Source organism: Streptomyces sp. NPDC025793, assembly GCF_055558375.1.
In genome coordinates, this window is the sequence record NZ_JBVHMR010000002.1 from 570,196 (window position 1) to 593,072 (window position 22,877).

Below are 22,877 nucleotides of genomic sequence, written 5' to 3' on the forward strand. Positions count from 1 at the left end.
TTACCGACGAGTAAGGGAGTGTCCAGGGGGCGGAGGGAAACTTGGGGGAAACAGGGGAGGACGGGAAACAGGGGTGCACCCTTCGCGGCAGCCTTCTTGCGCACCGGCGGCCACCTCACCGTGGAGCGGGCCGACACCGTCGTACGGACCGCTCCGCTCCGGCACACCGTCGGCCGAAGGAGGAACACGTCCCATGAGTACAGAGCACCGAGGCCGCCGCCCCTACCGGCGCGCGGCCGTCAGCGGCGGGGCGGCGGTCGTCCTCGTGGGCGCGCCGGCCGGCCTGACCCACGCCTCCACCGACACGCCGGCGACCGACACCGCGGCGACGGAGCCGTCCTACAACTTCGGCTCCGGCTATTCGGCGATCAACCGGACCTGCACCTCGGTCTCGGCGAACTGGACCCACCCGGCCGCCACCTGCCGCGGGGGCGACCAGCAGCCCGGCTTCCCGTCCCGATGGCCGTGCCGACCGATCCCGGCGACCACATGCGGGCCTCGGGCACCTACCACGGGAGCAACGCCTTCGCCCTCACCCTCAAGGACGTCACCCGGGGCTGGACGAGGACGGAGAGCGAGACCCAGGCCGCCACTGGAGGGACCCCGGCCTCCGCGAACGTCATCGTCGAGGCCGGCTCCGGCACCGGCGGCCCGTCCGGCAACGTCATCGAGTCGGGCTTCGCCGATGGCCAGGAGACGACCTGCCAGCGCCGACCGCGCACCACCTCTTGCAGTGGCCGAGCGCTGGTGCACGCGTGCTCAAGAGCGCCGAGGGAACCTCGTGTACGCGTACATCGTCGTCGCGCTTCCGACCGGGGCCCGCACGGAAGAACTGCGGGCCCCCACCTGGGATCATGTCTTCCTGAAAGGCCGCCCGGACATCAACCCGCCGCAACCTCCGGACATCGCCGTCTGGCGCTCGGTGCGGCGTCCGTCTTCTCCTCGGCCGTGGGCAAGCCGCTCGATGCTGCCAACGTCCGGCGTGCCTCCGCCAGGCACTCAAGGGCCTCGACGGGGTCAAGGCCGGTGAGTGGACGCCGAGGGAGCTGCGGCACAGCTTCGTGTCCCTGCTGTCCGGCCGGGGAGTCCCGCTGGAGGAGGTCTCCCGGCTCGTCGGGCACTCCGGGACGGCCGTGACCGAGGGGGTCCGCCGGAAGCGGATCCGGCCCGTGATCCAGACCGGCGCGGTGGTCATGGACGGGATCTTCGGCGCCGACCCGCGACGCCCGTAGGGGCTCGGAAATCGATAGTCACGCAGATGGACACACAGCAAAGCCAAAGGGCCCTCACCGAATCGGTAAGGACCCTCTGACCTGCTACTTGGCTGTCGGGGTGGCGGGATTTGAACCCACGACCTCTTCGTCCCGAATGAGGTTCGGTTGGTGATCTCGCCAGCGTGGATAGCGTTTTGCCTGTTCAGAGCGTCGGGCTGTCGTGGTCTCGGGCGGCCTCGAAGGGGGTCAGGGAGCGGGTTGGCTCCCAGATGGCTCCCAGCGAGCCGCGCCTCAGTCTCGTGCTGCCAGGGCCATCGGCGCGGTTGGTGTCAGTTGCCAGCTTGGCCACAGCATAGGAAATGCCGGAGATACCGATTTCGGCGAGCAGGACGGCCGCGCGGTCGGGCCAGGTCTGCGTCGCGAGCGTCGTTTCGTGAGCCAAGCTCATCCGTAGCCCCTTCTGGGAGAGCGGGATTCGGTCAATCCTCGTTTCGCGCAGGAGAGTTGAGTGCATTGTCGCGTTTGCGATCTGGTGGTTTCCGAAGTTCACCGTGAGGATGCCCGCCGTATCGACGAACGGGGGCGGAATGGCGTTGGGGTGGGGGCTGCGTGCTCGGGACCGGGCCGAGGGAGGGGTGGTCGAGGGGCCGGCGGTGCCGATTCAGGTAGGTCCCGCGACCTCCGATGCGGGCGACGCTGGGGATGCCGACCCAACCTCTTCGGAGGTGACGAGGCTGCTGTGCCAAGCCGTGTATGCGCGCCCAGACCGGGTCAAAGCCGTCAAAGCGTGGTGGCGCAAGTTCAGAGGCAGGAACAAGAAGCCGAACAAACCCCGCCGCAGTACCCGCAGACGCATCTACCTGGAAGGCAGTGACGACTGCCCGCCCCTGGGCGAGCCCATGGCGCAGTGGATTGTTGATCACGTCCTGCACGGCCCGCCGCTGCCTGTGCCGTCGTACGCATTCGACCTCGTACCAGTGGTGGCGCACAGTCTGCGTGCCCGGCGACGTCGGTGGGCTCGACGTGTGGCGGTGCTGCTTCTGGCTGCCCTCGTGGTGTACGCGGTACCCAGGGCGGCCGTTGTCTGGGGAGCGGTTGTGATGCTGGCTCTCTTGATGCGATGGGCTGCCTACCGGGCGTTGCGCAAGGGCAGGACGTCGAGGCTGGTGAGGTCGCCTCGTGTGGCGTATCTCGTGCTGTGCGTGCCGTGGCTGCTCGCGGTCGTGCCGTACCGGCCCGTCGGTGGCGAGGCCGTCGCGCTGCGGATCGGGCTGCTGCTGTTGCCGTTCGCGCTGCTGGTCGGGGCAGCGCTGGTGTGTGTCGGCGACCGGCTCGCGGCGCGGGCGGCGTTGGCCCGGCTCGTCCGGGAGGGCGTGTCGTCCGATCGGTTGCCTTGGGCTGCCCCGAAAGGCTGGCACCGGATGGTGCGCATGGGCAAGGAACAGTCCTGGCAGGAGTTGCCGTACGACGAGCCCGAGCGTTTCGTGGGAGCCGGGCGCGATGTATGGGGCGCCGCAGACATCGCCATCCCTTTGAAGCCGAAGGATCCGGAGGAGTCGGTCAAGTCGTTCGGGGAGGCGGAGCTGCTGCGTCGGGTGGGCGGGGCGGTGCGGGGGCTGGGGCGTGGGGCTCGGGAGATCACCGATCCGCTGCCCGGTCTGACCGTGACCGAAGTGCAAGGGTTGCCGGCGGCACTGTGGCTGCAACGCACCCGCGCGGTGAAGCTGGAGCTGCCGGACCTGCGCGGCCGGGGGCGCCGGTCACCGTCCGGCGTGCCGGACCGGCTGTATCTGCGGGCGCAGTGTGTCAGCTGGGACGGGCAGGTCGTGGTCAGCGTGTTTGTGCACGCCGCGCTGGAGGCGGGCGAACTGCGGCTGACCGTACGCCCGCAGGTGATGACGCCCCTGTACAACGAACTGCGGGTGACCGATGCGCCGGTCGCCAAGCATGGGACCCGGCTGCTCGGCTGGATCGTGACGCAATCGTTCCTGGACGCTGCCATGGGCCCCCTCGCCCTGTGGCGCTTCGTGGCACGGCTCGGGCTCGGTGAGCAGGCGCAGGAAGAGCGCGCCGAGGAGAAGGATCCGGTCAGTCTGCGCGATCGGTACTCCACCGAAGAGGTCACCGACATGCACCAGAGCGATGACGCCAAACGGCACGTCGTGCTGATGCAGACCTGCATCTTCCGGACCGTCGCCGAGTACCTCGACGAACTGGGTGTGGACACCGCTCAGTACGAGCGGCAGGTGGCCGCGGTCATCACCAACATTCAGGTGTACGGCGACAACAACGCGCCCATCCAGAACGTCGCGGGCAGCGACATCCGCAATGTGGGCCAGGGCAGTGGCAACCAGGGAGGCAAGTGATGGTGTTTGGACGGCGTCGCCCCGAGTCGGAGCACGGGCACGGCTCGGGCATCAGCATCGGCGGCAACAACAACGCCCCGAACCAGAACGTCGTGGGGCAGAACATCTCCCACGTGTACCAATCTGCCTCGGTCCAGGGCGCGGTCGACATCGACACCGTACGAGACCTGCTCGCCTCCTTCCGCGCCGACGTAGATCGCAATGAGGCGGGCCTCGCCAACGCCATGGTGCTGCGTGCCATGGCGGACACTGTCGGCACCTCGCTGGAGGCGCCCGACGCGCGGGCCGGCGCACTTCGGCAGATCGCCCAGGCGCTTCCCGCCCTGGTGGCGGGGACCGTGGTGCAGCAGGGCGGTGAAGCGCTCGCCCACGCCATTGCCGGATGGCTGAGTTGATGCGTCGAACGCCGCCCAGGGGGCACGGTAGATACGGGATACGCCGTTCCGGCTGTCGTCCGCCGCGTGCGCGGATACAGTGCTGCAACCAGTGGGGGAGGCGACACACGTGGACGAAATGACCTTCGCCGTGACGACAGTGGCCGCGGCTCTGCTGGGTGAGGCATCACAGGACGCCTATGCGAGGGCCCGGGACATCATCCGGCGTCTGTTGCACCGGGGCGAGCGACCAGATGCCCAGGCCGTCCTGGATCGCCTCGACCAGGACCGGGCGAGAGTGGCGCAATGTTCCCCACCGGAGCGCGGTGAAGCGGCGCGCATCGCCGCAGCTGAGTGGGCCTCCGCCCTGGAACAGCTCGTACGGACAGACCCTGCCGCCTATGCGGAGTTGCGCGTCCTGACCGGACTGGATCGGCCGACCTCCGTGACCAACCAGCACAACCACGGCCCGGGCACCTTCATCAACGGCAACGTCGAGGGCGGGCTCACGATCAATCACGGCACGGCGCATGGCAGAGACACCTGAGCCCCGGAGAGAAGGAGACCAGCACAACCACGGTCCTGGGATCTTCATCGCCGGCGATGTCATCGGCGACGTCCATCATCATGCTCAGCCCTCACCTGACGGGCGTACCGGCGAGTCCCCTGTGGAAGCGGGCGCCCGCGATGGTGGAGAACCGACGGAGGACGAGGAAGATGGCCCACTCTGGTCACTGCTCGGCTATGCCTGGTGCACCCTCATGCTCTTCGGGATGGCCGGCTACGTGCTGAAGGCTGCGTTCACGTCGGGGGTACCGACGACAGAGCGTGTTGCGGCGGTACCCACGGCAGCCGGTCTGGCCCTGGGCGGCCTCGTGGTCCTGGCGTTCACCTTCGCATCCCTCGCCGAGATCTGCGCCGCTGGTGCGGTCAACGCGGCCGGCTCGGCTCGAAGACGAGGGCGGGAAGGCCGCCGCGCCGCCGCGCGGATGAACCTCCGACATGCCCGCATCGCGGCCCGCTGGGCTCACAACAGCGCTGTCCTCGCCGGTGTCGTCGCGGCACTCGTGGGTTTCCTGGCCGTAAGCAAAAAGGCGGCAGACCGTGCCCAGGAGGCTCGGCAGTGCGCCGATTCCGAGGTCACGAAGGCTCACACAGCACTGAGCGTTCAGAGTCCGGCCAGACACGGCAACTGAGGTTCCTGCCTCGCCAGGATCCGAATCGGGCTGAGCTGTTCTGCTCCTGGACTGATGCGAGCCAGCCGTGGCGGTGGATACGAGATTCGAGCTCGTGAGGGGTTGCCCCCAACACGCTTTCCAAATGTTCGTCTGGGGGTTCGGGAACGCCCAGGAGCGTCCTGACCTGCGGCGGAGTAGAGCTGTGGGCGAGTGGCGAACGGTGCTGGACGGGGGTGAATGCAACCAGAACTGCAACCATGCTTCCGGTCGTCCTGCCTGATCAGCGGCGCTCTGCGCAGCCCGCCGGAAGGCATCCGGCCTCATTATTCGGAGCGCTGCACCGGCCCAGGAGGAGCACCGGGCGGGCAGGTGTTCCCCTCGCCGTCCAGGTGCCGCATCGCGTACACGCGCTCCTCCGGATGTCGCGCCAGCCGTGCCATCACCCAGGCGGTGCGTGCGTCCATGCCCGGACCGAACTCGGCCGCCAGGCGGCGTGCCTGCCACGTCGTCCGAGGTGCCAGCACCCAGCGCACGAGTGGGAACCGTACGTGGCCGGTGCCGGCCGAAGTCCTGCCTGCGGGGACGGCTCTCTCGTCCGGAGAGGGGCCGGGGTCGCCCGCGGCGTGCGATGTCGTGTCCGCCACTCGGCGAGTGTTGCGACGCAGTCGGCCTCCACGGAGTCGATCAGCCCAGTGATCGCCGAAAGGAATGACCGGGGTCGGGGTGTTGACGATGGGCGTGGAAGCGCCCAGGAAGCGAGGCAGGCGTTCGAGTGATCGTCGTGCTCGGGTGGGGTGTGCTCGCGTATCGTCCGTGGGGTGATTGATGCCACCGTGGCGGCCCGAAGCGATATCGCCGACAGTGTGCTCTCAGAGTTGATCGATGCCTTCGGCCTTGGAGATGTGCGGGAGCGTCGCTACCTCGCTGAAGGGCTGATGAATGCGAACTGGAGGCTGGACACCCCGGCCGGGCAGTTCGCTTTGAAGCGGGTCACGGATGTTTCGCTGGAGCGGTTGCAGCGCAATCTCGGCGTGCTGGCGGCCCTCGGCGCCGACGGTGTCCCGGTGAGTTCCCCTATCCCCACGATCTCGGGCTCGCTGGTGGCGCAGGTCGACGGTGGCCCCTGGTGCCTGTTCCCCTGGGTGGCCGGCTCCCATGTCCGGGGTGTTGATCTCAGCCCGTCCCAGGCCAGCGTGCTGGGCGCGCACCTGGGGCGTCTGCATGTGAGCCTGGGCAGGGCTTGTGGTCGAGGGCTGCTGCCAGGTGTGCCCGAGACGATCACTTCGGACGTCACGTCGCCGGAGCGAGCGGTGGAGAAGGCCGAGCGGCTGTCCGCCGCCGTACGCGACAAAGGCACCGGCAGCGACTTCGACCAAGCAGCCGCTGCCTCCTTGGACCACCGGCAAGCCCTCATCTTCAAGTACACCGATCAACGTCCGCGATCTGTGACACCTGAGGGTGACCACGGGTGGACGCATGGCGACGTGCAGTACCGGAATCTGCTCTGGGAAGGCGGGGAACTCGCCGCCATCCTGGACTGGGACCGGATCGCGGTGCGCCCGTACGCGGAAGAGGTCGTGCGGACGGCGCAGGTGCAGTTCGGAGTGGGCGGGGTGTTCGACCTCGCGCGGGTGTCTGCCTTCGTCGGCGGGTATCGGTCGGTGGTGCCGCTGGAGCCGTCTGCGCTGGTGGACGGTGCTCGTCGGCTGTGGTGGAAGCGGATGACGGACTTCTGGCCGCTGGAGTTCCACTACGACCGCGGTGACTTCTCCTTCGACGACCTGTTCACCGCGGACGAGGCGCTGCTGCACTGGTGGACGGATCGGCTGGATCAGGTCGAGGACGCGTTCGCCGCAGGGTAGATCCCGAGGCGTTCGAGGTCCGGCAGGCGGGGGCGGGTGAAGATGGTCGCTCGTCGCCGCGCCTGCTCCCCCAGGGTGTGGTGGTCAGTGGCGCGGATGGCCTCCGCCCACTCCTCCGCGCCGGCCTCGGCGGGAAGCACGATGCCCGCGTTGCCTATGGCTTCGGGGATGCCGCCCCGGTCGCTGCCGATGCTCGGGGTCCCGTGCAGTGCGGCTTCGATGATCACACGGGGAAATGCGTCCTGCACCGTGGATGGCACGAGCAGGAGGCGGTGGCTGCGGTAGAGGGGACTCATGTCGTAGACCCTGGGCACGTAGGTCACGTTGGGGTAGCCGGCGAACTGCTCGGCCGTGTTCCACCAGCCTTCCACCAAGGTGAAGCGCTGCTCGGGCATGCGGCGGATGAGCTGGTGCATGAGGTCGGCGCCCTTCGCCGGGATCGGATTGACCATGAGCACGGCCCTGGTTCGCTCGCGGCGGTGCTGCCCTGGCCTGGGCGGCGTGAAGGGCGGATACAGGACGGACAGCTGTGTGCCGTCGGTTGGGGGCGCTTGCCGGAGAACGAATTCGGAGACGGCCAGTCCGTGGTGCGGGCGGCCGGCGAGGACGCCGAGTCCCGTCTTGGAGACCGAGTGCAAGATGCCTGCGACGAGGGCGGCGGGCCGGGCTCGGGCAACGATGTCGGCCGCGCCTTCCTGTGAGGTGAACACCACATCCGGTCGTGCCTGGGTCAGCACGCCCCGGAGAGCTGACGCGATCCGCTGCTGTGGTACGGCGAGGCAGTCCACTCCATTCCACCTGTAGCGCAGGCCCTCCTGGGTCGCCTCATACGCGGTGTTGCGCTCGTCGAGGGAGGCCCGCATCTGGGCGGTCTGCGGGGTCGGGTCCCAGGGTGCTTGGTGGGAGCCGATGTAGGCGATGCGCCACCCGGCTGCCGAGAGTTCCTCGGCGAGGAGTTGCTGGGTGACCTCCGCTCCGCCGATGAGGAACGGAGGCGGGGTACGCCGCCATGCGAAGAGGGCTGTGGGCATGTGCTGGTCACCTGGTCCAGTACGTGACGAGGGCTTCCACCGCGTGCGCGACTGCCTCCTGGCTGGTGTCGGCGGGGATGACGGTCACCTCCCGCGACACCGGCGGCTGCGCTGCGGAGATGAAGTAGTCCCGAGCGTGCGCGAGGAACGCCGGCTCGTGAAGGAAGTACTCGGACTCGGCCGCCGTGTGCCCGGCCGCCTTGCGTCGCAGGGCCAGCTCTTCGGCCGGTACGTCGAGGTAGAGGGTGTGGTGGGGGCGCAGGAACGGCAGCTCCTGGAGGCGGTTGCGCAGGCGATGGTGGACGTCGTAGCCGAACAGGGCGTCGAGCGCGTGAGCATGAGCCAGGAGGGTGTCCACTGAACGATCGAGGATGACGACGGGTTTGGCGCTGACGAGCACCCGGCGCACGCGAGCGCCTTCGATGCCCATGAACGTCTCGAACGCGGCGAGCTGTTCGGCTGCGGATGCGGTGCGGGCGGGCGGAATGTCGGTGCGACGGGCGATGTGCTGGACGTAGCAGTCCGAGACGAAGGCCCGCTCCTCGATGCCGCGCGTGCGCAGGTGGCGAATGGCGGTGGACTTCCCGGCGTACGAGGGCCCTTCGAGCGTGATGATCTTCATAGAGACTCCGTCCGGTAGAAGCGTTCGGCGAAGGTGCCCGTGCCGCTCAGGAGGTCGGCGGCCGTGGTCCATGCGTGCCGGATCGGCCGGTACATCTTGCGGGCGGGGTGCATCTGCGAGCCGTGCATGTGCAGGACCGTGGTCTTGTCGAGGACGACGTGGGCGATGTCGACGAGCTCGGGGACCAGGGCGGAGCCGATGCGTGCTCGGAAGAGGTGCTGGTCACAGTCGGCCAGGGCGTAGGTGGGCCAGAACGCGAGGTCTTCCCAGAACCAGCGACATCCGAGGCGTACCGCTGCCGCATGTACGAGGAGGTGGTCGGGGTGGCGGGTGACGGCAGCCGGAGCGAGGAGTTCGGCCTCGGGGTGGGCTTCGACGATCTCGCGGAGTTCGTCCGTGATCCGGTCCAGGCGGTCCTGGCCGAACGGGCGATACGGGGGTTCGGCGTCCTGGTGGCCGAGGAGGATCCGGTTGGCGGCGAAGGGTGCCAGGGCGGCGGCGCCTTCCCGGTTGCGCAGGTCGGATACGGCGGACTCGCTGCTGTACGTGTTCTCCAGAGCTGGGTGGACGCTGGTGGAGCGGGTGAACACCGTGGTCACGGTGAGCGGTCGGGGATGGGCGAGGAAGGTTCCGGAGGCGGACAGGGCGAAGTCGTCGTGGTGCGGCTCGATGGCCAGCACCGGGCGGCCGGCCGGGCGCCGCATCTCGATGAAGTAGCGGTGCCCGCTGTGCGGCGCCGTGAGCTCGATGATCTGGTGGTCGTGGGCGCGGTGGCGTTCGGACAGGCGCTCGGTCCACTGCTGGTGGGCGTGCATGAGGTCGTCGGGGAAGGTGTAGATCCCCTCCGCGTTCGGTACGGGCGGCGTCACGGTCATGGCGGGCTCCGGGGTCATCGGACAGTGGTCTGGTACCAGTGGCGCCACATACGCGGGGAGTTGAGCCGCAGCCGGGCGGTGACGGGGTTCTGCCACCACAGCATCCGGAGGCTGGACCACTGATCGTAGCGGCGGGTGGAGGGGCGTACGCGCAGCTCGTCGAGGATCACGACCGCTGCGTTCTTGATGCGGCCGTGGGCCGTCAGGCGGTCGAAGAACTCGACGTCCTCGCTCATGAACAGGTCGTCGCGATACCCGCCGACCGCTTGGAAGGCCGCTGCGGTGGCGAACTGGGCGACGCCCTGTGCGCCGCCGTGGTTGGTGCGGTAGTGGTCCCAGTAGGCGCAGAGCAGTCGTGCGCCGAGCCGTTTGGGTGTGTACAGGGGTGGGATGGCCCCGCCGACGGCGCCGTTGTCCATGGCGGTGGCCGCGGCGGTGATCGCCTCCATGGGCAGGGCGACGTCGGCGTCCGTGAAGAACAGCCTGCGGCCTTCGGCGGCAGCCGCGCCGGTGTTGCGTACCCGGCCGATGTTGCGGACGGTCTCGCTGATCACTCGGACGCCGTAGGAGGCGGCCATGTCGGCGGTGGCGTCGGTGGAGGCGTTGTCCACCACGATCACCTCCCCTCGTTCGCTGCTTATCTCCTGCCAGCATTCAAGGGAGGCGAGGACGGTTGGGAGGTAACGGGGCAGATAGGCAGCTTCGTTGTGGGCTGGAATGACCACTGTCAGTCCAGGGCTGGTCATCGGGATATCCCTTCGCTGCGTGGTGTGCGGAAGAGGTGCGGTCTCTGACGTGCCAGTTCGGCCAGGCGGTCAGACCACAAGCGGCGGCTGGCGCCGGGCGTGGCGTGGGCCCAGCAGCGGGCGGTGTGGATGACCGTCCACGCCGAGAGCCGGATGTCGTCCAGGGGCGCCGCGTAGGCGTCGAGCAGTGTGCGGCGGTCCCATGGAGTGTGGGCTGCGGTCATGACGAGGGCGTGGGCCACGTCCGCCTCTCGCTGGCCCGGGGCGGCATCGGTGAAGTCGACCAGGTAGCGCGTGCCGCGCGGGCCGGAGAGGACGACGTTGTCGAAGTGGATGTCGCCGTGGCACCACACGCTGGGTACACGCTCCGGCGTGTCGGCGATGACGGCGAGGGCGGGCCCGATCCGGTTCATCAGCTCGGGTGGGCAGCGGCGGGCCAGGGAGGAGACCGAGTCGAAGAACGGGCGGCGTGGCACCGCCTGCTCGACCGGGGCTCGGTGCAGGCGTGCGAGGAGGCCGCCGAGGTCCTTGAGGGCTTGGGCATGCGGGATGCGGCCGGAGCGAACGGCGGCACCCAGCGTGTGCCCGCCGAGGTCAGAGGTGATGAGCGCGGTGGCCCCCTCGCTGGAGATAGAGCCGCTGCCGAGCACCTGCGGGACAGGCACAGAGACACCAGTCGCACGGATGGCGGCGGCCTCGGTCAACGCGTTGCGGCGGGCGGTGTGGTCGTACAGCTTCACGATCACACTTCGGCCGTCGCGGAGGCCGGCCCGGAACACCGCCGTCCGGGAACCTGCCGACAGGCGTTCCGCGCTCCGGGCGGGTGACCCGAGGAGGGTGCTGCATGCGCGGGAGACCATGGCGGGCGGCGGGGTCATCGAAGCCCCGCCGGCTCGGGATGGGCGGCGCCCAGCGCGCGGACGTGCCGCAGGGTCCGCTTCAGGAGAGTGCGGTACTCCCGCACGTCGTCTGTACCAGGACAGTCTGCCTGCCACGGTTTCTCCGGGCCCACGAAGTGGATGAGGCGGGCGGATGGGTCCGGCCGCAAGGGGCGGGTGACGACGCGGCGGACCCAGTCGCCACGTTCGAGGTACCGGTCCACCTCGAACCGGTTGTATGCGGCGTCGGCCGCCCGCACGCGGCCGGTGTGGAGGAGCCACAGGTTCAGGGCGTCCTGGTCGTTGTGGAGGATGTGCTGCCGGTGTCTGGCCAGGGCCTGCTCGACGCCGTGTCGGATACGCGGCAGATCGGCGCTGTGAGCCCACAGGAGACCGGCGTTGTAGTAGGGGCGGTCCTTCAGGCGCGGCCAGCGGTCCACGGCGCCCGGCAGGGCGGGACAGCGACCGACTGCCGGGTTGAACTCGTCGCGTACGGCGCCGATCTCGCCGGGGCGGAGAGCGTGGAGCGGGGTGGTCAGGTCGTCGCAGACCAGGACGTCGGCGTCCATGTAGATCAGGTACGGGCGGCGGACGAAGTTAGGCGTGAACTCGAAGCGCAGATAGGTGGTGACGGTGATGTACGAGGTGTCCGCCATCCGTGCGGAGCGAAGCGGGGAGCGGCGGGCCAGGGCGAAGGAGCCGAAGCCGACCCGTTTGGCGAGGTGGGCCAGGAGCTGCACCTGTGGCGCTGCGAGGTCGAAGGTGAGGAAGCGCAGCGCTGCGGCCTTGCGAGCGCGGGGGCTGAGGCTGTCCGCCAGGGAGGTGATCGTGGCGAGGCCGGGGGTGAGGTAGTGCCGGTCGATGCAGATGCCGAACGCGTACACGGCGGGTCCGCCTTCCGGGCGTGGTGTAGGAAAGAGATCTGGCGATGAACTGAGCCGTCGGCGTCTGCCTGCCCTGCGGCTGAGCTGGGCTGGCAGCGGAGAGCAGGAGCTAGAACGCGCGGTCGGCTTCGTGCGGGCCGGCATCCGGTTGGCTGACCGTCGGCCGCTGGCCGGCGGCGAGGTCCTGATGATCGTTGGTAATCAGCGTGCCGAGCGTGAATACGGCAGCGAGGTGGCCGGTGAACCACACGCCGATGCAGAACCGCTCGACCGAATCGACCACCCCACCACGGGCCTTGTGGCGGCTGCGCATCAGGTGGTCTTCTCTCGGCTCAGGCGGTCTGTGCGCGTCTCGATGACGTGGAGGGTGTCGGGCTCGTCCGTCTCCCACTGAGTCGTGGGGCTGTCCGACTCCGGACGCAGGACCCACACGGTGCCCTGCTTGATGTCGGTGACGATGGCGTGAAGTCCGTCAGCGCCCTCGACCAGGTCGCCGACCTCCGCCTGTGCCCGGGTCACGAGACGGCTCCAGGCACGAGGTCTTTCCACAGCCACCAGCCCGAGGAAGCTTCGAGCAAGATGCGTCGGCGTTCGTGCTGCCCGGGGGTCTGGCGGGCCGGTGGGGACGTGGCCTCGGCGAGGAAGCCGCCCCGGTCACGGATGGGGACACCGAGTGCGGCGAACTGTCCGGCGTCTTCGGCGAGGTGGGAGATTCCGGCGACGATGATGCCGCGGACCAGGCCGGAGGAGAGTGCGCTCGTGACAGCCGCCCAAGCCGGGCGGGCGTCCAACGGCACGCACGGGTCGTCGTCGGACCAGGCGCCGGTCACATGCCAGTGCCGGGCGTCGGCGTAGTGGCGTGCGCGGCGCTCGGCCTCGCGGACAGCGGCCGACTCGGCCGCACAGGAGTAGACGGCAACCGGCACGTGTCCGATGCCGCCGGACGGGGATTTCGGCATGCAGTCAGCGTGCTGTCGGCCCTGTGCGCGGGACAGGCACGGCCCGTGGCGGCGCCACGAAGTCATGACGCGGCGGACTGCCACGTCCCGTGCTGCTGCGCGCTCGTCCTCCAGCAGGACTGCAACGGAGCGTGGCAGTCGGGCCGGTGGCGGCCGAGGGAGCTGCTATGGGTCGTGGCGGCGGGCGGTCAGCGGACGGCGAGGGGCACACCGGCCGCGTGGGCGAGCCCGCGGAGCCGAGCGACGGACACGCCGGCGAGGCGAGAGATGATCACTCCGGGCAGCATTTGGTGCCGCACCCACCCCGGCGCCATGCCGCAGACCTTTTCCAGGGTGTCGGCAGCCTGGTCCCACCGACGGCACTCCACATGCGTCAACGCCACGTCGAGGCCGTACCGGGCCCGAGTGGCGAGGGGCACCGTGTCGTCCAGCCGGACTGTGTCCATGAGCCGGAGCGCACCGGCGGTGTCGCCGAGAGCGACGGCGATGCTCATCGCCTGCGTGGTCGCGTACAGAGGCCCGAAGGGCTGGGCATGCAGGCCACGAGCATGCTCCGCCCCGAGGCGGGCGCCGACCGCATGCGCCTGGGAGAGGTACTCCCGCGCGGTGTCCGGCGAGGCGCCACCCCGGGACGCGGCCACAGCAGCGTTCGTGACGAGCTGCCCGTACACCGACAGCCGGTCTGGATCGTGCTCGGACATCTTCGGCTCGATCCGGTCGGCCTGAGCCGCAGCGAGTGCGAACCCCTGTGCGGTCCGCCCGTCGCGGAGATTCACCCACGCTGTGGTGGCGGCCAGGTGGGCATCCCGCAGATCGTCGCCGGCCTGCACGGCGATCTGCCGGCCGTAGGTGAGCGCCGCATAGGCTAGGTCCCGTGAACCCCACACGTTCGCGGCCATCCCAGCAGTCTGGAAGACATCGGCCAGGACGCTGGCAGCACCCTCCCTCTCGTAGGCGTCCGCCGCGTCGTATCGGGCGCGGGCTTCGGGCAGCAAAGCGCCGAGCAACACACCGAGTTCGGTGTAGCGGGCTGCCCAATAGGCCGCGTCAGCTCGCCGAACGACAGCACGCAGCTCCTCGACGGTGCCCGGCTCGCTGTCGGTGGGGATGCCGATCGCGGCATCGTGCGTGGCAGCGGACAGCGTGCGCAGTGCTGCACGCTCGTCGCGGTCCATGGAGCGACGAGGCGCCTGCTGGCCGAGGAGCACGGCGATGTCCGTCCCAAGCGCAGAGGCAATGGACAGAAGCGAAGGAAGGGAAGCCGTGCCGCCGCGTTCCAGCTTCCTCACTACCCCCACGGAGACGTTGGCGGCTTCAGCCAACTGCTCCTGCGTCATGGCGCCGCGCAGCGTCTTGAGCCGCTCAGCGGTGCTGTACTCGGACCACTGCATGCCAGCAGCTCCTCCCCGGTCGGCCAAGCACGGACCGTACCCACTGCTTTACGACGGGCAACACCCATGGGCACGACAGAAGCAGCGAGTTGGCCGGAAGTCACCGCTACACGGAAAGAGCTGCGCTCACTCCGAGCAGTTCCTCAAGCTCGGCCACCGTGGCGGCTTCGTCCGTCGCAAGGACGGTGGTGATACCCAGGGCCTCGGCAGGCGGCAGGTTCCGAGGGTGATCATCAACGAACACGCACGCCTGCGCGGGAAGCCCCAGACGCTCCACGGTCAGCTGATAGATGGCAGGGTTGGGCTTCGCCATACGGACCTGCTCGGAGACGACGTGCACATCGAACAGGCCCCAAATCCCTGCTCGCTCGTACGGGTTGAACGGGTCCGTGCCGAAGCTGTTCGACAAGAGAGCGAGACGGTATCCCGCGCCCTTGGCCGCGCGCGCGAGCGCGGCCATACGCCGAGCTGTCGGCACCGCAGACCATGCACGCCCCATCAGGTTGTCCGGCGCGACCTGCGGTCCGAGAAGGGCCGCAGTGCGCTTGTTCCACTCCGCCTGACCGATCTCACCGACCTCCAGGGCCGCGTAGAGCCGCCGGCCTTCAGGGTCATCGTTGAGGGTGGCACGCCACGCTTCCGGGGGAAGCCCTTCCGACTCGCACCACGCGCGGTGCACGGGGAGTGGATCAGCGGTCAGCACCCCGGCGAAGTCCAGGATGAGCCCATGCTTGGCTTGGGGGTCCGTGGTGCCCATGGGCTGCGGCATGCTGCGTGCTCCCTCTCCATTGGCCTCACAAAGACGCTACCGTGCGCTGAGAACGCGGATGCCGACAAGCCTTGCACTTCCTCCGGCGACTCCGACACGTCTGCCTGGATGCTGTCGTCGCAGCGGCGGCCCACTTTGTGGGCCGCCGTTGGTGCGCGGTCGGTCAGTTGTCTTCGTGCAGGGCGCGGTATTCGAGGGTGTCTTCCGCGGTGACGATCTTGGCGAGGCGTTCGAACTCTGCGTAGTCCTCGTCGGTCATGATGGCGACGGCGTCGTCGACCACGGATCCCTTGGGGAGCTTGGCGAAGTACTTCATGAGCAGGTCGACGAAGTCGTCCTTCATTTCGTCGAGTTCACGCTGCCATTCGGCTTCGAGCTGTATCTGCGCCTTCGCGGCGGCCTTTTCTTCCGGGGTGAAGGTGACCAGCAGGTCGCGCTCGGCGCGGGTGAACGGGCGTCCGTCGCGGTGGTACGGGCGCGTCCGGATGTCGGGGTGGCTGAAGTCCACCTTGGTGATGAGGAGGACGACTTCCGGGCGAACGGTGGAGGGCACGGGCGGTTTCCTTGTGTGGTGTCGTGAGATCGGTTGGTGCTGGTGTGCGGTTCGGGGGGTGTGCGCGCAGGTGGTGCTCGGGGCATGAGGTGCGGGGGCCTTCACGTTGGGGTGTTTGTCGGGCGCGGGCTGACGGTGGGCGCGAAGCGCGCTCGACTGCGGTGGGGACGGCGGGGCCAGGAGCGTGGCGTGGGGTTTGTGGACATCAAATGGTCCGGAGGATCCCCGGTTTCGGTAACTGGGGATCGTCGGTTACCTTCCGCCTGCGCTTGTTCGGTCAGCGCCGGCGGGCGGTGCCGTTCGCTGCCCTGTTCGGAAGTTGCGCGGCGGGCGCCGGAGTCGGGGCGTGCCGCTTGTCTCGGGTGGTTGTGGCGTGGGGGTTTTCCGGGGCGGCGGGCAGGTGGGCGCTGCGGCGCAGGCGCCAGACGAGGACGTCGCTGACGGAGGCAGCGCTGTCCAGCTCGCGCCGTCGTGTGGCCTCGGTGAGCAGAGTGGCCGGGTTGTGGCCGGCGTCCTGGACGTCGGCGAGGGTGGCGGCCAGGGCGGGCCAGCCGGGTTCGGCCAGGATCTGTTCGGCCAGGTCGGGGACTGCGCGGCGCAGGACGGCCACTTGGCGGTGCTGCAAGGACTGGGGTATGCGCTGGCCTCGCTGGCGGAGCACGTCCATGGGCTGGGTTGCGGCGGTCTCGTAGGCGGCGCGGAGGTGTTCGGCCGTCTGCCGGGCGGCCTTCGCCTGCTGGGCGTGCTGCCTCTTGGCATGCCAGTTCGCCGCCGCGATGGCGAGGAAGAACGCCATGTCGATGAGCATGGCGGTGGTGGCGCCGTCTTCGCCGCGGCCGAGGGCGGGCCCGCTGTGGACGAGGTCGCGGGCGGCCTGGCGCAGGGCGCGGTCGTACCCGCGGACGGCCTTGATGTGGGAGCGGGTGGCCCGCTCGAACGCGAAGGCTGCCTCGCGGAGTTCGGTGCGGGTGTGGGCGGCGGAGGTCTTGGCGAGCGCGTCGAAGATCTCCCCTGCGGCGGCGATCTGGGCCGCTGCCGTACCGTCGTCGCCGTGGTCGATGATCAGCAGGGCCTGCCACGTGGCGGCGGTGGCCCGGCGCCGCGCGAACGCGGGACCTGCCGCCGGCGGCAGGGCGGACTGCTGCTCCGTTCGGGAGCCGTCCACCGAGGCGGCAACCTCTGCGGGGAGGGTCCAGCGTTCGCGGATGCGGGGCAGGGACAGGTCGGGGGCGAGTTTGGACCCGGAGAAGAAGACGGGCTCGCCGTCCTTGTTGCGGTCTCCAGGGAGGGCGACGGTATAGCCGAGGCGGTCTCCCGACGGGGCGATTCGCTGGCGTATGAGGAGACCGGCGGAGGCGAGGTGGTCGAAGAACTCCTCCTCGCTGGTGGCGCCGGCTGCGGCCTGGCGGACGGTTTCGCGGAGCTGCTCGCGCGGTGTGCGCTGCCGGCCGTGGCGGTCGGCCTTGTGGCGTTCGGCGCTGGTGGGGCGCTTGGCGGCGGTGCCGTCGCCGGGCGTGACCTGGTGCAGGCCGAGCTCCTTCTCGATGAGGCGGCATTCGTTCTGGGCGCGCTGGCCGGAGCGGTGGTGGTCGGGGCGGCGGCCGTCCTCGCGGACGAGGGTGGCGATGATGTGGATGTGGTCGTCGGCATGGCGGACGGCGGCCCAGCGGCAGCCGGCGCCGTCGCCAGGGTCGATGCCGGTGGCGGCGACCACGCGGCGGGCGATGTCGCCCCACTGCTCGTCGGACAGGACCGGGTCGTCGGGCGCGGTGCGCACGGAGCAGTGCCAGACGTGCTTCTCGGGGCGCTGGTCCGGGGCGAGGAGGGCGAGGGGCTGGTCGAGGAGGTGCTGGAGGTCCTCCTTCGTCGCTGAGGGGTCACGGCCGGGGTCGGGGGCCATGCCATCGAAGGAGGCGACCAGGTGCGGGTCGACGTGCTCCTCGTGGGTGCCTTTGCCGTACAGGTAGTGCAGGAGCCCGAGGGTGCGGCTGCCCTGCTTGTGGATCCGGGGGATCAAGCTGCGTCTGCCTCCTGTCGATTGGTGATTCGGTCGGCTGCCTGCTGGACGGCTTGTGCGGCGCGTTGCAGATCGGCGAGGGCGGCCGCGAAGTGGGGTGCGTCGGCACCGGAGTTCAGGGCCTTGACGGCCTGGTTGACGTTGCTGCCCGCCCAGCCGAGCTGACGGCGCACGCCGAACAGCGCGGTCAGCACGTCCCGCTCGGTGGCGATGGCCGCCGCGGTGCGCGACTGGTCGCGGGCGGCGGCGAGGGCGGAGTAGGCCAGGAACCCGGCCACGCTCATGCCGACGTGCTCGGCACCGGACTGGATGATGGCGAGTTCGTGGTAGTTGAGGCGGACGCTGTGGGCGGGGCGCTGCTTCTTGTCGCGCGGGCGCGCTTTCCCTTTCTTGGCCTTGCCCTTCGGGCTGGCCTTGCCCAGCTGCGGTCCGCCCTCGGTCGCAGCGTCCCCGTCCGGCGCCCCCTGGTGCCGGTCGGGCCCCGCCACCCCCGGGGCGAGGTCGGGTTCGGGCGCTCCCCCTGCGGGGGAGTGTCCGAACCTCCAACTTGCTCCCGACGGGGCAGAGGTGGTCGGCAGGGAGTCCTTGTGGGTGGTGGGGTTTTGGTGGTGCGGGGTGTGCATGTGGCCTTTCGTGTCGGGGAGTGGTGGGGAGCGTTGGTGCTGCGGGGATCAGCGGGATGGATCGCCGGCGGTACCGTTGAGCTGGGCCTTGAAGGCACGGACGATGCGTCCGACGTCGTCGCTGGAGACGGTGTAGTCATCGGCGCGTAGGGCGTCCTCGACCCGGTCGCGTCCGACGCTGCCGATCTCCTCGTAGATGCGGCGGGTGTACGTGAGGATGACCTCGTCGGAGGCGCGGGGTTTGCCGTCGTCGTGCTTCTTCCGGGCAGCCGGTTTCCGCCGGGGCCTGCCCGGAGCGCTGCCCGAGGTGTTGCGCGTGAGCGGCGTGCTGTCCTCGGTCTCTGCCCGGGCGGGCAGCCTTGGCGCCGGACGGGCAGGCCGCAGGCGGGCAGCCGGAGACACCTCGCCGTCGCCAGGATCTGATGGATGCGGACGGGCAGCGCCCTCCTCTGCCCGTGGCACCGACTCCGAGCGGGCGGAGCCCGGACGACCGTGCCCGGAGTTTCGGGTGGTGTACGAGGCCGGAGCCTGCCAGCGTGGCGGCAGTGTGATGGACGCGAGACCGAGGGCCTGCCTGCGCGTGGCGAGCTTGCGCAGCAGCAGCTCGTCCTGGAGCGGATCACCGTCGACGTTGGCCCGCTCCAGGGCCTGGTGCAGGCGCTCGGTCAGGCGTCGCTGCCGCCGTTTGCCGCGCTTTTTTTCGGTCATCGATTCGGCGCGCAGGATCAGGGCGACGGCTTCGCTCAGTGCGCGCTCGCGGATGAGGCGGGCGGCGTCGGCGTCCTGGTCGGCGATGCCGAGTCGGGCGAGCAGGCGTTCGCGTGCCTGGTGGACGAGGACGGCGGCCAGGCTGTGCGAGGCGGCCTCGGGGGTGTGGTGGCGTAGCTCGATGCCCATGGCCAGGTGCCACAGCATCGCGGCCAGGACCGGGCCGACGAAGGCTCGCACGGTGCCGCCGAGCAGCCCGGACTCGGCGTAGGCGGGCAGGACCTGCACTGCGGTGATGACCCAGGTGAGGGTTCCGGGTAGGCCGGGTGCCTGCTTCGGGCCGTTGAGGTTCTGGCGTGCCATCAGCGCGGTGGCGAACAGGGCGAACTCGGCGGCGGCGAACATCGCGACGCGCTCGGTGGTGCCGCCCATGTCGAGGTAGTCGGCGGCGAACCGCCAGCTGGTGTCCGCGCTGTAGCCGGTGCAGGCGATCGCGGCCATGGCCGCGACGGGCACGGCGATGATCCCGCGTGGGCGGTTGGTGGCGGACGGCTGGCGGCGCTGCCGGCGGAACGTCCACCCGGCGAACAGAGCGGACAGCACGAGCAGGACGAGGAGCGTCACGGTCATCGCGGGGGAGGTCGCCCACCCCGGCAGAGGCGAAGCACTGCCGTGTTCGGTGGCCGAGGCTATCGGGGCAGGGGAGGGCAAGTCAGGTCTCTCCAAGGGTGGTGTGATGAGGCTTTTGGTGAGGGAGTGACGGGCGTTCACGGAGGGGGCGTTCACGCGGGGCCCCTTCTAAAGGGGGCCCCGCGCGTGATCGCCCTAGCGCGTGTACGGCGTGAACGCTGGCGTGATCGCTTGACCTGCGGTTTTGCGGTGAGCGTGCACGCTGTGAGCGGTTCACGGCGGCGTCTGTGCGGTGAGGGCCGCGTGTACGGTCGCGTGATCGCTTCACGCGGGCTGTGTGAGGCGTCAGCCGACGGCGGTGAGGTGGCGTGCGGTGGCGTAGTAGCGGGTCTGCTGTCCGCCTCCGGCTCCTCCGGCGATGCCGTCGGCCTTGGTGGCCAGGCCGCTGTCGACGAGGCGGGCGAGGTGGCGGCGTGCCTTCTCCACGTCGGCGCGTTCGGGCTCGCCGCCGCCGATCAGGACGGCCGCCAGGTCGCGTGCGGTCAGCCCGCCTGGGGCGTTGCGCAGCAGGACTGCGGGGTCCTTGGTGGGGTCGACCGTGGTGGTGCCGCGCGCGTGGTCGTGGGTGACGTCGAGCGGGCCGATCTCCCCGGTGGGGGTCTTGAGGTGGTGCAGGGTGACGGCGGGGTCGCCTGCCCGGCCGGTGATGAAGAGGACGCTGCCTGCGCCAGCGGTGATCCAGGTGGAACCGTAGACCTGGTCCAGGCTGGGGCGCTGGCCGCGCGGTGCGTCGGCGGTGGCCTTGCGCTGGTGGTGCAGCTCCAGGATCTCCACGCCGCCTCGCAGTGCGCGCATGCGGGCGTTGTGGAAGGCGACCGCGAGGCTGTCGTCGACCATCGTGCTCACCGCGTCCTTGAGGCTGTCGATCACGATGGTGTCGGCCCGGTGCGCGGCGGCGAGGTCGGCGAGGAGGTCGGGCTCCTTGTCGAGGGTGGCGGGCAGCGGGCCCTGCCAGACAGCGAGACGCTCGCGCAGGATCTTCTCGTCGGTGGGGAAGACGCGGCGGTCCATGGCCTTGGCGATCTGCTTCGGGCGGTCCATCGCCAGATACAGCACCCGCCTGCTGGGAGCGACCGGCATCTCCAGGACCGTCTCCTGCAGCCCGAGGCGGGCGAAGACCACCTGGTGGGCCAGGGTGGTCTTGCCGACGCCCGGAGCACCGACGATCATCAGGCTCTCACCCGGCGCCCAGACGGTCTTCTCACGCGTGCCCCACAGGGGCTCGGCGTCCGCACCGGTCTCCTTGACGAAGGCCCACCCGTCGACGGCGAAGCGGGACAGGCGCCCTTGCCCCGAGGCGAGCGCCCGCTCGCGCTCGGCGCGCACTTCCGCTTCGACCTCGCTGCGTATCGCCTCGGGCTCGGCGCCCGGCTCCTGGGCGCGCTGCACGGTCCGCACGGCGGAGGCGAGCAGGCGGCGCAGGTCGGCCTTCTTGCGGATGATCTCCGCGTGGTGCTTGGCGCTGCCGGCGTCGTAGAGCGCACTGGCGAGCTGGTGCAGGTAGGTGGCATCGCCGACACGCTTCAGGTCCCCCTGCTGCTCAAGCAGGTGGGTGAGGGCGATCGGGTCGGTCGGTTTGCCCTCGCGGTGCAGGGCGAGCAGCGCGCGCCAGATCGTCTCGTGCGCGGGCCGGTAGAAGGCGTCATCGCCCAGGACGGGGCGGACCGTGGCGATCACGTCGCTGTAGTGCATACAGGCACCGAGCACCGCTTGTTCGGCTTCCACGCTGAATGGCTGCGAGAGCCCGTCCAGCGGTGGCGCGTCGATGACTGCGGAGCGGGATGGCGTATTCGGCCAAGCGTCGGTCATACTGGGTATCAGCTCCTCTGCTCGCGGGCCATAAGGGACGGCAATCCCGGCTCCGCGGGTCGATCGCTAGGGATGGCGGTTGAGAGGTTTGCGCTTGGCCCCCGGTGACAGCCGGGGGCTTTTTGCATGTGGCGCTACGTGGGTCGGGTCGCGAGGACCCCTCAAGGCGGGGTGGGGGGGCACTACAAGTGTACACGCGCATTGCCGATCGCAGTAGTGCTTTGCGTACCGCAGAATGGATGCTACTGTTTAAGGGTCCCTGCAGAGTGCAGTGGGCTGCTACGAAGGGAAGGGGGTGCCGGTGGCGGAACAAGGCCCGCCCGAAGGCGTCCTGCTCAGCGGCGAAGCGAACGTCGCGGTCCGCATCAAGGTGGAGCGCGAGGTGCGAGGCTGGAGCACCAATGCCCTGTCCGACCGCCTGAACGCGGCCGGCTTCGAGATGAACCCGTCCGCGGTCTGGCGGATCGAAAACGGCAAGCGCCGCATCAACCTCGACGAGGCCATCGGCTTCGCCGAGGTCTTCGGCATCGACCTGCGCAACCTCGTCGGCCCCCCGCAGCTCGCCGCCAAGGCCCGCGCCATGGAACTGATCGACGAGGTCGTCGACGCGTTCCGCGAGACCCAGCGCGCCAACGCCGCCTTCGCCAGAGCGCGCGACGCCCTCGACGCCTACCTCGCCGAGCACGCCGACGTGCGGGAGGAGGCCGATGTGATGGTATGCAACGCTATCGCCGAGGAATCGTCCAAGCACATGCAGAAGATGTACGGACCGCCACCTGGCGAGCATCCGGACGACGCCTCCGCCGGCGAGGCGTAGCCTCCGGCTCCTGCTCCCGTCCTGGGCCCGCAAACCCCCAGCACGGGCATCTCACGCCATCCCCAGCGATCGACCGGCGGTCCGGTGTTGCCGCACCCATGCCCGCCAGAAGAGGACCCCACCCCTTGCACCGACCCGCAATACCCCCTGCTTCCGCACCGATCCCGCGCGCAGGCTCCGCCCTCGCGCGCCTATACGTCCCCGAGGAGGTCGCGGCCGTCCTCGGCTGCTCCGCCTGGTGGGTCAAGGACCGTGCCCGCCGACGCCTCATCCCCTGCACGCGCGTAGGCCGCGCCTACCGCTTCACCGGGGAGCACCTCGCGGAGATCATCCGCATGCACGAGGCCCGTCCTGCCGCGCCGCAGCAGCACCCGGCGGCTCGCGCTCCCAAGCCGCCAACTCCCCAGCCCTCCCCGCCGTCTGCCGCACCCGCGGCTCGCCTGCGTGCCCGGCCACCGCGTCGAGCACGACAAGGCCAGTTCGGGACCGCTGCTTAGGACGACGAAGGGGA

25 protein-coding genes and 1 pseudogene are annotated in these 22,877 nt (G+C 69.8%); 8 read left to right on the forward strand and 18 right to left on the reverse strand.

All coding sequences use genetic code 11. The annotated features are described in order from the left end of the window. Positions 1-755: 755 nt before the first annotated feature. A pseudogene (locus ACZ4MF_RS06415) lies at positions 756-1,232 on the forward strand (tyrosine-type recombinase/integrase); the annotation flags it as partial. Between the two features lie 184 nt (positions 1,233-1,416). Here ACZ4MF_RS06415 and ACZ4MF_RS06420 read toward each other — a convergent pair. Then, complete coding sequence (locus ACZ4MF_RS06420) at positions 1,417-1,662, reverse strand: hypothetical protein (protein ID WP_467490333.1); 246 nt, start codon at positions 1,660-1,662, stop codon at positions 1,417-1,419. A 733-nt stretch (positions 1,663-2,395) separates the two neighbouring features. Between ACZ4MF_RS06420 and ACZ4MF_RS06425 the strand changes: the two genes are divergently transcribed. From ACZ4MF_RS06425 to ACZ4MF_RS06440, 4 genes are all read left to right on the forward strand, one after another. Further along, on the forward strand, positions 2,396-3,580 hold the full coding sequence (locus ACZ4MF_RS06425; RefSeq protein WP_467490335.1) for a hypothetical protein: 1,185 nt from the start codon (positions 2,396-2,398) through the stop codon (positions 3,578-3,580). Then, positions 3,580-3,975 carry a hypothetical protein gene (locus ACZ4MF_RS06430; protein WP_467490337.1) on the forward strand — a complete coding sequence of 132 codons (396 nt, stop codon included), beginning with the start codon at positions 3,580-3,582 and terminating at the stop codon, positions 3,973-3,975. The genes ACZ4MF_RS06425 and ACZ4MF_RS06430 overlap by 1 nt, the downstream gene beginning before the upstream one ends. 109 nt (positions 3,976-4,084) lie before the next feature. Further along, a complete protein-coding gene (locus ACZ4MF_RS06435; protein ID WP_467490339.1) occupies positions 4,085-4,501 on the forward strand; it encodes a hypothetical protein in 417 nt (138 codons plus the stop codon). Continuing rightward, entirely contained in the window at positions 4,485-5,150 is a 666-nt protein-coding gene (locus tag ACZ4MF_RS06440) for a hypothetical protein (RefSeq protein ID WP_467490341.1), read from the forward strand. The genes ACZ4MF_RS06435 and ACZ4MF_RS06440 overlap by 17 nt, the downstream gene beginning before the upstream one ends. 305 nt (positions 5,151-5,455) lie before the next feature. Here the strand turns inward: ACZ4MF_RS06440 and ACZ4MF_RS06445 are convergent, their stop codons facing one another. Next, complete coding sequence (locus ACZ4MF_RS06445) at positions 5,456-5,776, reverse strand: hypothetical protein (protein WP_467490343.1); 321 nt, start codon at positions 5,774-5,776, stop codon at positions 5,456-5,458. Positions 5,777-5,950: 174 nt separating this feature from the next. Between ACZ4MF_RS06445 and ACZ4MF_RS06450 the strand changes: the two genes are divergently transcribed. Continuing rightward, complete coding sequence (locus ACZ4MF_RS06450) at positions 5,951-6,994, forward strand: phosphotransferase (RefSeq protein ID WP_467490345.1); 1,044 nt, start codon at positions 5,951-5,953, stop codon at positions 6,992-6,994. On the opposite strand, the gene ACZ4MF_RS06455 is transcribed toward ACZ4MF_RS06450, so the two are convergent. From ACZ4MF_RS06455 to ACZ4MF_RS06530, 16 genes are all read right to left on the reverse strand, one after another. Further along, the gene (locus tag ACZ4MF_RS06455) at positions 6,964-8,025 is read right to left on the reverse strand and encodes a glycosyltransferase (protein WP_467490347.1); all 1,062 of its coding nucleotides are present in this window, start codon (positions 8,023-8,025) and stop codon (positions 6,964-6,966) included. The two genes, ACZ4MF_RS06450 and ACZ4MF_RS06455, sit on opposite strands and share 31 nt — an antisense overlap. A 7-nt stretch (positions 8,026-8,032) precedes the next feature. Next, a complete protein-coding gene (locus ACZ4MF_RS06460) occupies positions 8,033-8,647 on the reverse strand; it encodes a hypothetical protein (protein ID WP_467490349.1) in 615 nt (204 codons plus the stop codon). Then, a complete protein-coding gene (locus ACZ4MF_RS06465) occupies positions 8,644-9,522 on the reverse strand; it encodes a PIG-L family deacetylase (protein ID WP_467490351.1) in 879 nt (292 codons plus the stop codon). The genes ACZ4MF_RS06460 and ACZ4MF_RS06465 overlap by 4 nt, the downstream gene beginning before the upstream one ends. A 14-nt stretch (positions 9,523-9,536) precedes the next feature. Beyond that, the gene (locus ACZ4MF_RS06470; protein WP_467490353.1) at positions 9,537-10,268 is read right to left on the reverse strand and encodes a glycosyltransferase; all 732 of its coding nucleotides are present in this window, start codon (positions 10,266-10,268) and stop codon (positions 9,537-9,539) included. Next, the gene (locus ACZ4MF_RS06475; RefSeq protein ID WP_467490355.1) at positions 10,265-11,146 is read right to left on the reverse strand and encodes a phosphotransferase family protein; all 882 of its coding nucleotides are present in this window, start codon (positions 11,144-11,146) and stop codon (positions 10,265-10,267) included. Before ACZ4MF_RS06475 ends, ACZ4MF_RS06470 begins: the two co-directional genes overlap by 4 nt. Next, positions 11,143-12,030 (reverse strand): glycosyltransferase family 8 protein, encoded by an 888-nt coding sequence (locus ACZ4MF_RS06480; protein WP_467490357.1) that lies wholly within the window; start codon positions 12,028-12,030, stop codon positions 11,143-11,145. Before ACZ4MF_RS06480 ends, ACZ4MF_RS06475 begins: the two co-directional genes overlap by 4 nt. A gap of 109 nt (positions 12,031-12,139) precedes the next feature. Beyond that, positions 12,140-12,343: a hypothetical protein gene (locus ACZ4MF_RS06485; RefSeq protein ID WP_467490359.1), complete on the reverse strand. Its 204-nt coding sequence runs from the start codon at positions 12,341-12,343 to the stop codon at positions 12,140-12,142. Further along, positions 12,343-12,549 (reverse strand): hypothetical protein, encoded by a 207-nt coding sequence (locus ACZ4MF_RS06490; RefSeq protein ID WP_467490361.1) that lies wholly within the window; start codon positions 12,547-12,549, stop codon positions 12,343-12,345. Before ACZ4MF_RS06490 ends, ACZ4MF_RS06485 begins: the two co-directional genes overlap by 1 nt. Next, positions 12,546-12,989: a hypothetical protein gene (locus tag ACZ4MF_RS06495; protein WP_467490363.1), complete on the reverse strand. Its 444-nt coding sequence runs from the start codon at positions 12,987-12,989 to the stop codon at positions 12,546-12,548. Before ACZ4MF_RS06495 ends, ACZ4MF_RS06490 begins: the two co-directional genes overlap by 4 nt. A gap of 188 nt (positions 12,990-13,177) precedes the next feature. Further along, on the reverse strand, positions 13,178-14,380 hold the full coding sequence (locus ACZ4MF_RS06500; RefSeq protein ID WP_467490365.1) for a helix-turn-helix domain-containing protein: 1,203 nt from the start codon (positions 14,378-14,380) through the stop codon (positions 13,178-13,180). 106 nt (positions 14,381-14,486) lie between these two features. Beyond that, positions 14,487-15,149 carry an HAD-IA family hydrolase gene (locus ACZ4MF_RS06505; protein WP_467490367.1) on the reverse strand — a complete coding sequence of 221 codons (663 nt, stop codon included), beginning with the start codon at positions 15,147-15,149 and terminating at the stop codon, positions 14,487-14,489. A gap of 163 nt (positions 15,150-15,312) precedes the next feature. Further along, on the reverse strand, positions 15,313-15,702 hold the full coding sequence (locus ACZ4MF_RS06510) for a hypothetical protein (protein WP_467490369.1): 390 nt from the start codon (positions 15,700-15,702) through the stop codon (positions 15,313-15,315). 277 nt (positions 15,703-15,979) lie between these two features. Continuing rightward, on the reverse strand, positions 15,980-17,719 hold the full coding sequence (locus ACZ4MF_RS06515) for a relaxase/mobilization nuclease domain-containing protein (RefSeq protein WP_467490371.1): 1,740 nt from the start codon (positions 17,717-17,719) through the stop codon (positions 15,980-15,982). Next, positions 17,716-18,342, reverse strand: coding sequence for a mobilization protein (locus tag ACZ4MF_RS06520; protein WP_467490373.1), 627 nt, complete (start codon positions 18,340-18,342; stop codon positions 17,716-17,718). The genes ACZ4MF_RS06515 and ACZ4MF_RS06520 overlap by 4 nt, the downstream gene beginning before the upstream one ends. A 48-nt stretch (positions 18,343-18,390) precedes the next feature. Further along, the gene (locus ACZ4MF_RS06525) at positions 18,391-19,680 is read right to left on the reverse strand and encodes a hypothetical protein (protein WP_467490375.1); all 1,290 of its coding nucleotides are present in this window, start codon (positions 19,678-19,680) and stop codon (positions 18,391-18,393) included. A 345-nt stretch (positions 19,681-20,025) separates the two neighbouring features. After that, on the reverse strand, positions 20,026-21,549 hold the full coding sequence (locus tag ACZ4MF_RS06530) for a DnaB-like helicase N-terminal domain-containing protein (protein WP_467490377.1): 1,524 nt from the start codon (positions 21,547-21,549) through the stop codon (positions 20,026-20,028). Positions 21,550-21,850: 301 nt separating this feature from the next. Between ACZ4MF_RS06530 and ACZ4MF_RS06535 the strand changes: the two genes are divergently transcribed. Both ACZ4MF_RS06535 and ACZ4MF_RS06540 read left to right on the forward strand, forming a co-directional pair. Then, complete coding sequence (locus ACZ4MF_RS06535) at positions 21,851-22,366, forward strand: helix-turn-helix domain-containing protein (protein WP_467490682.1); 516 nt, start codon at positions 21,851-21,853, stop codon at positions 22,364-22,366. A gap of 125 nt (positions 22,367-22,491) precedes the next feature. Further along, entirely contained in the window at positions 22,492-22,863 is a 372-nt protein-coding gene (locus tag ACZ4MF_RS06540) for a helix-turn-helix domain-containing protein (protein WP_467490379.1), read from the forward strand. Positions 22,864-22,877 lie beyond the last annotated feature (14 nt).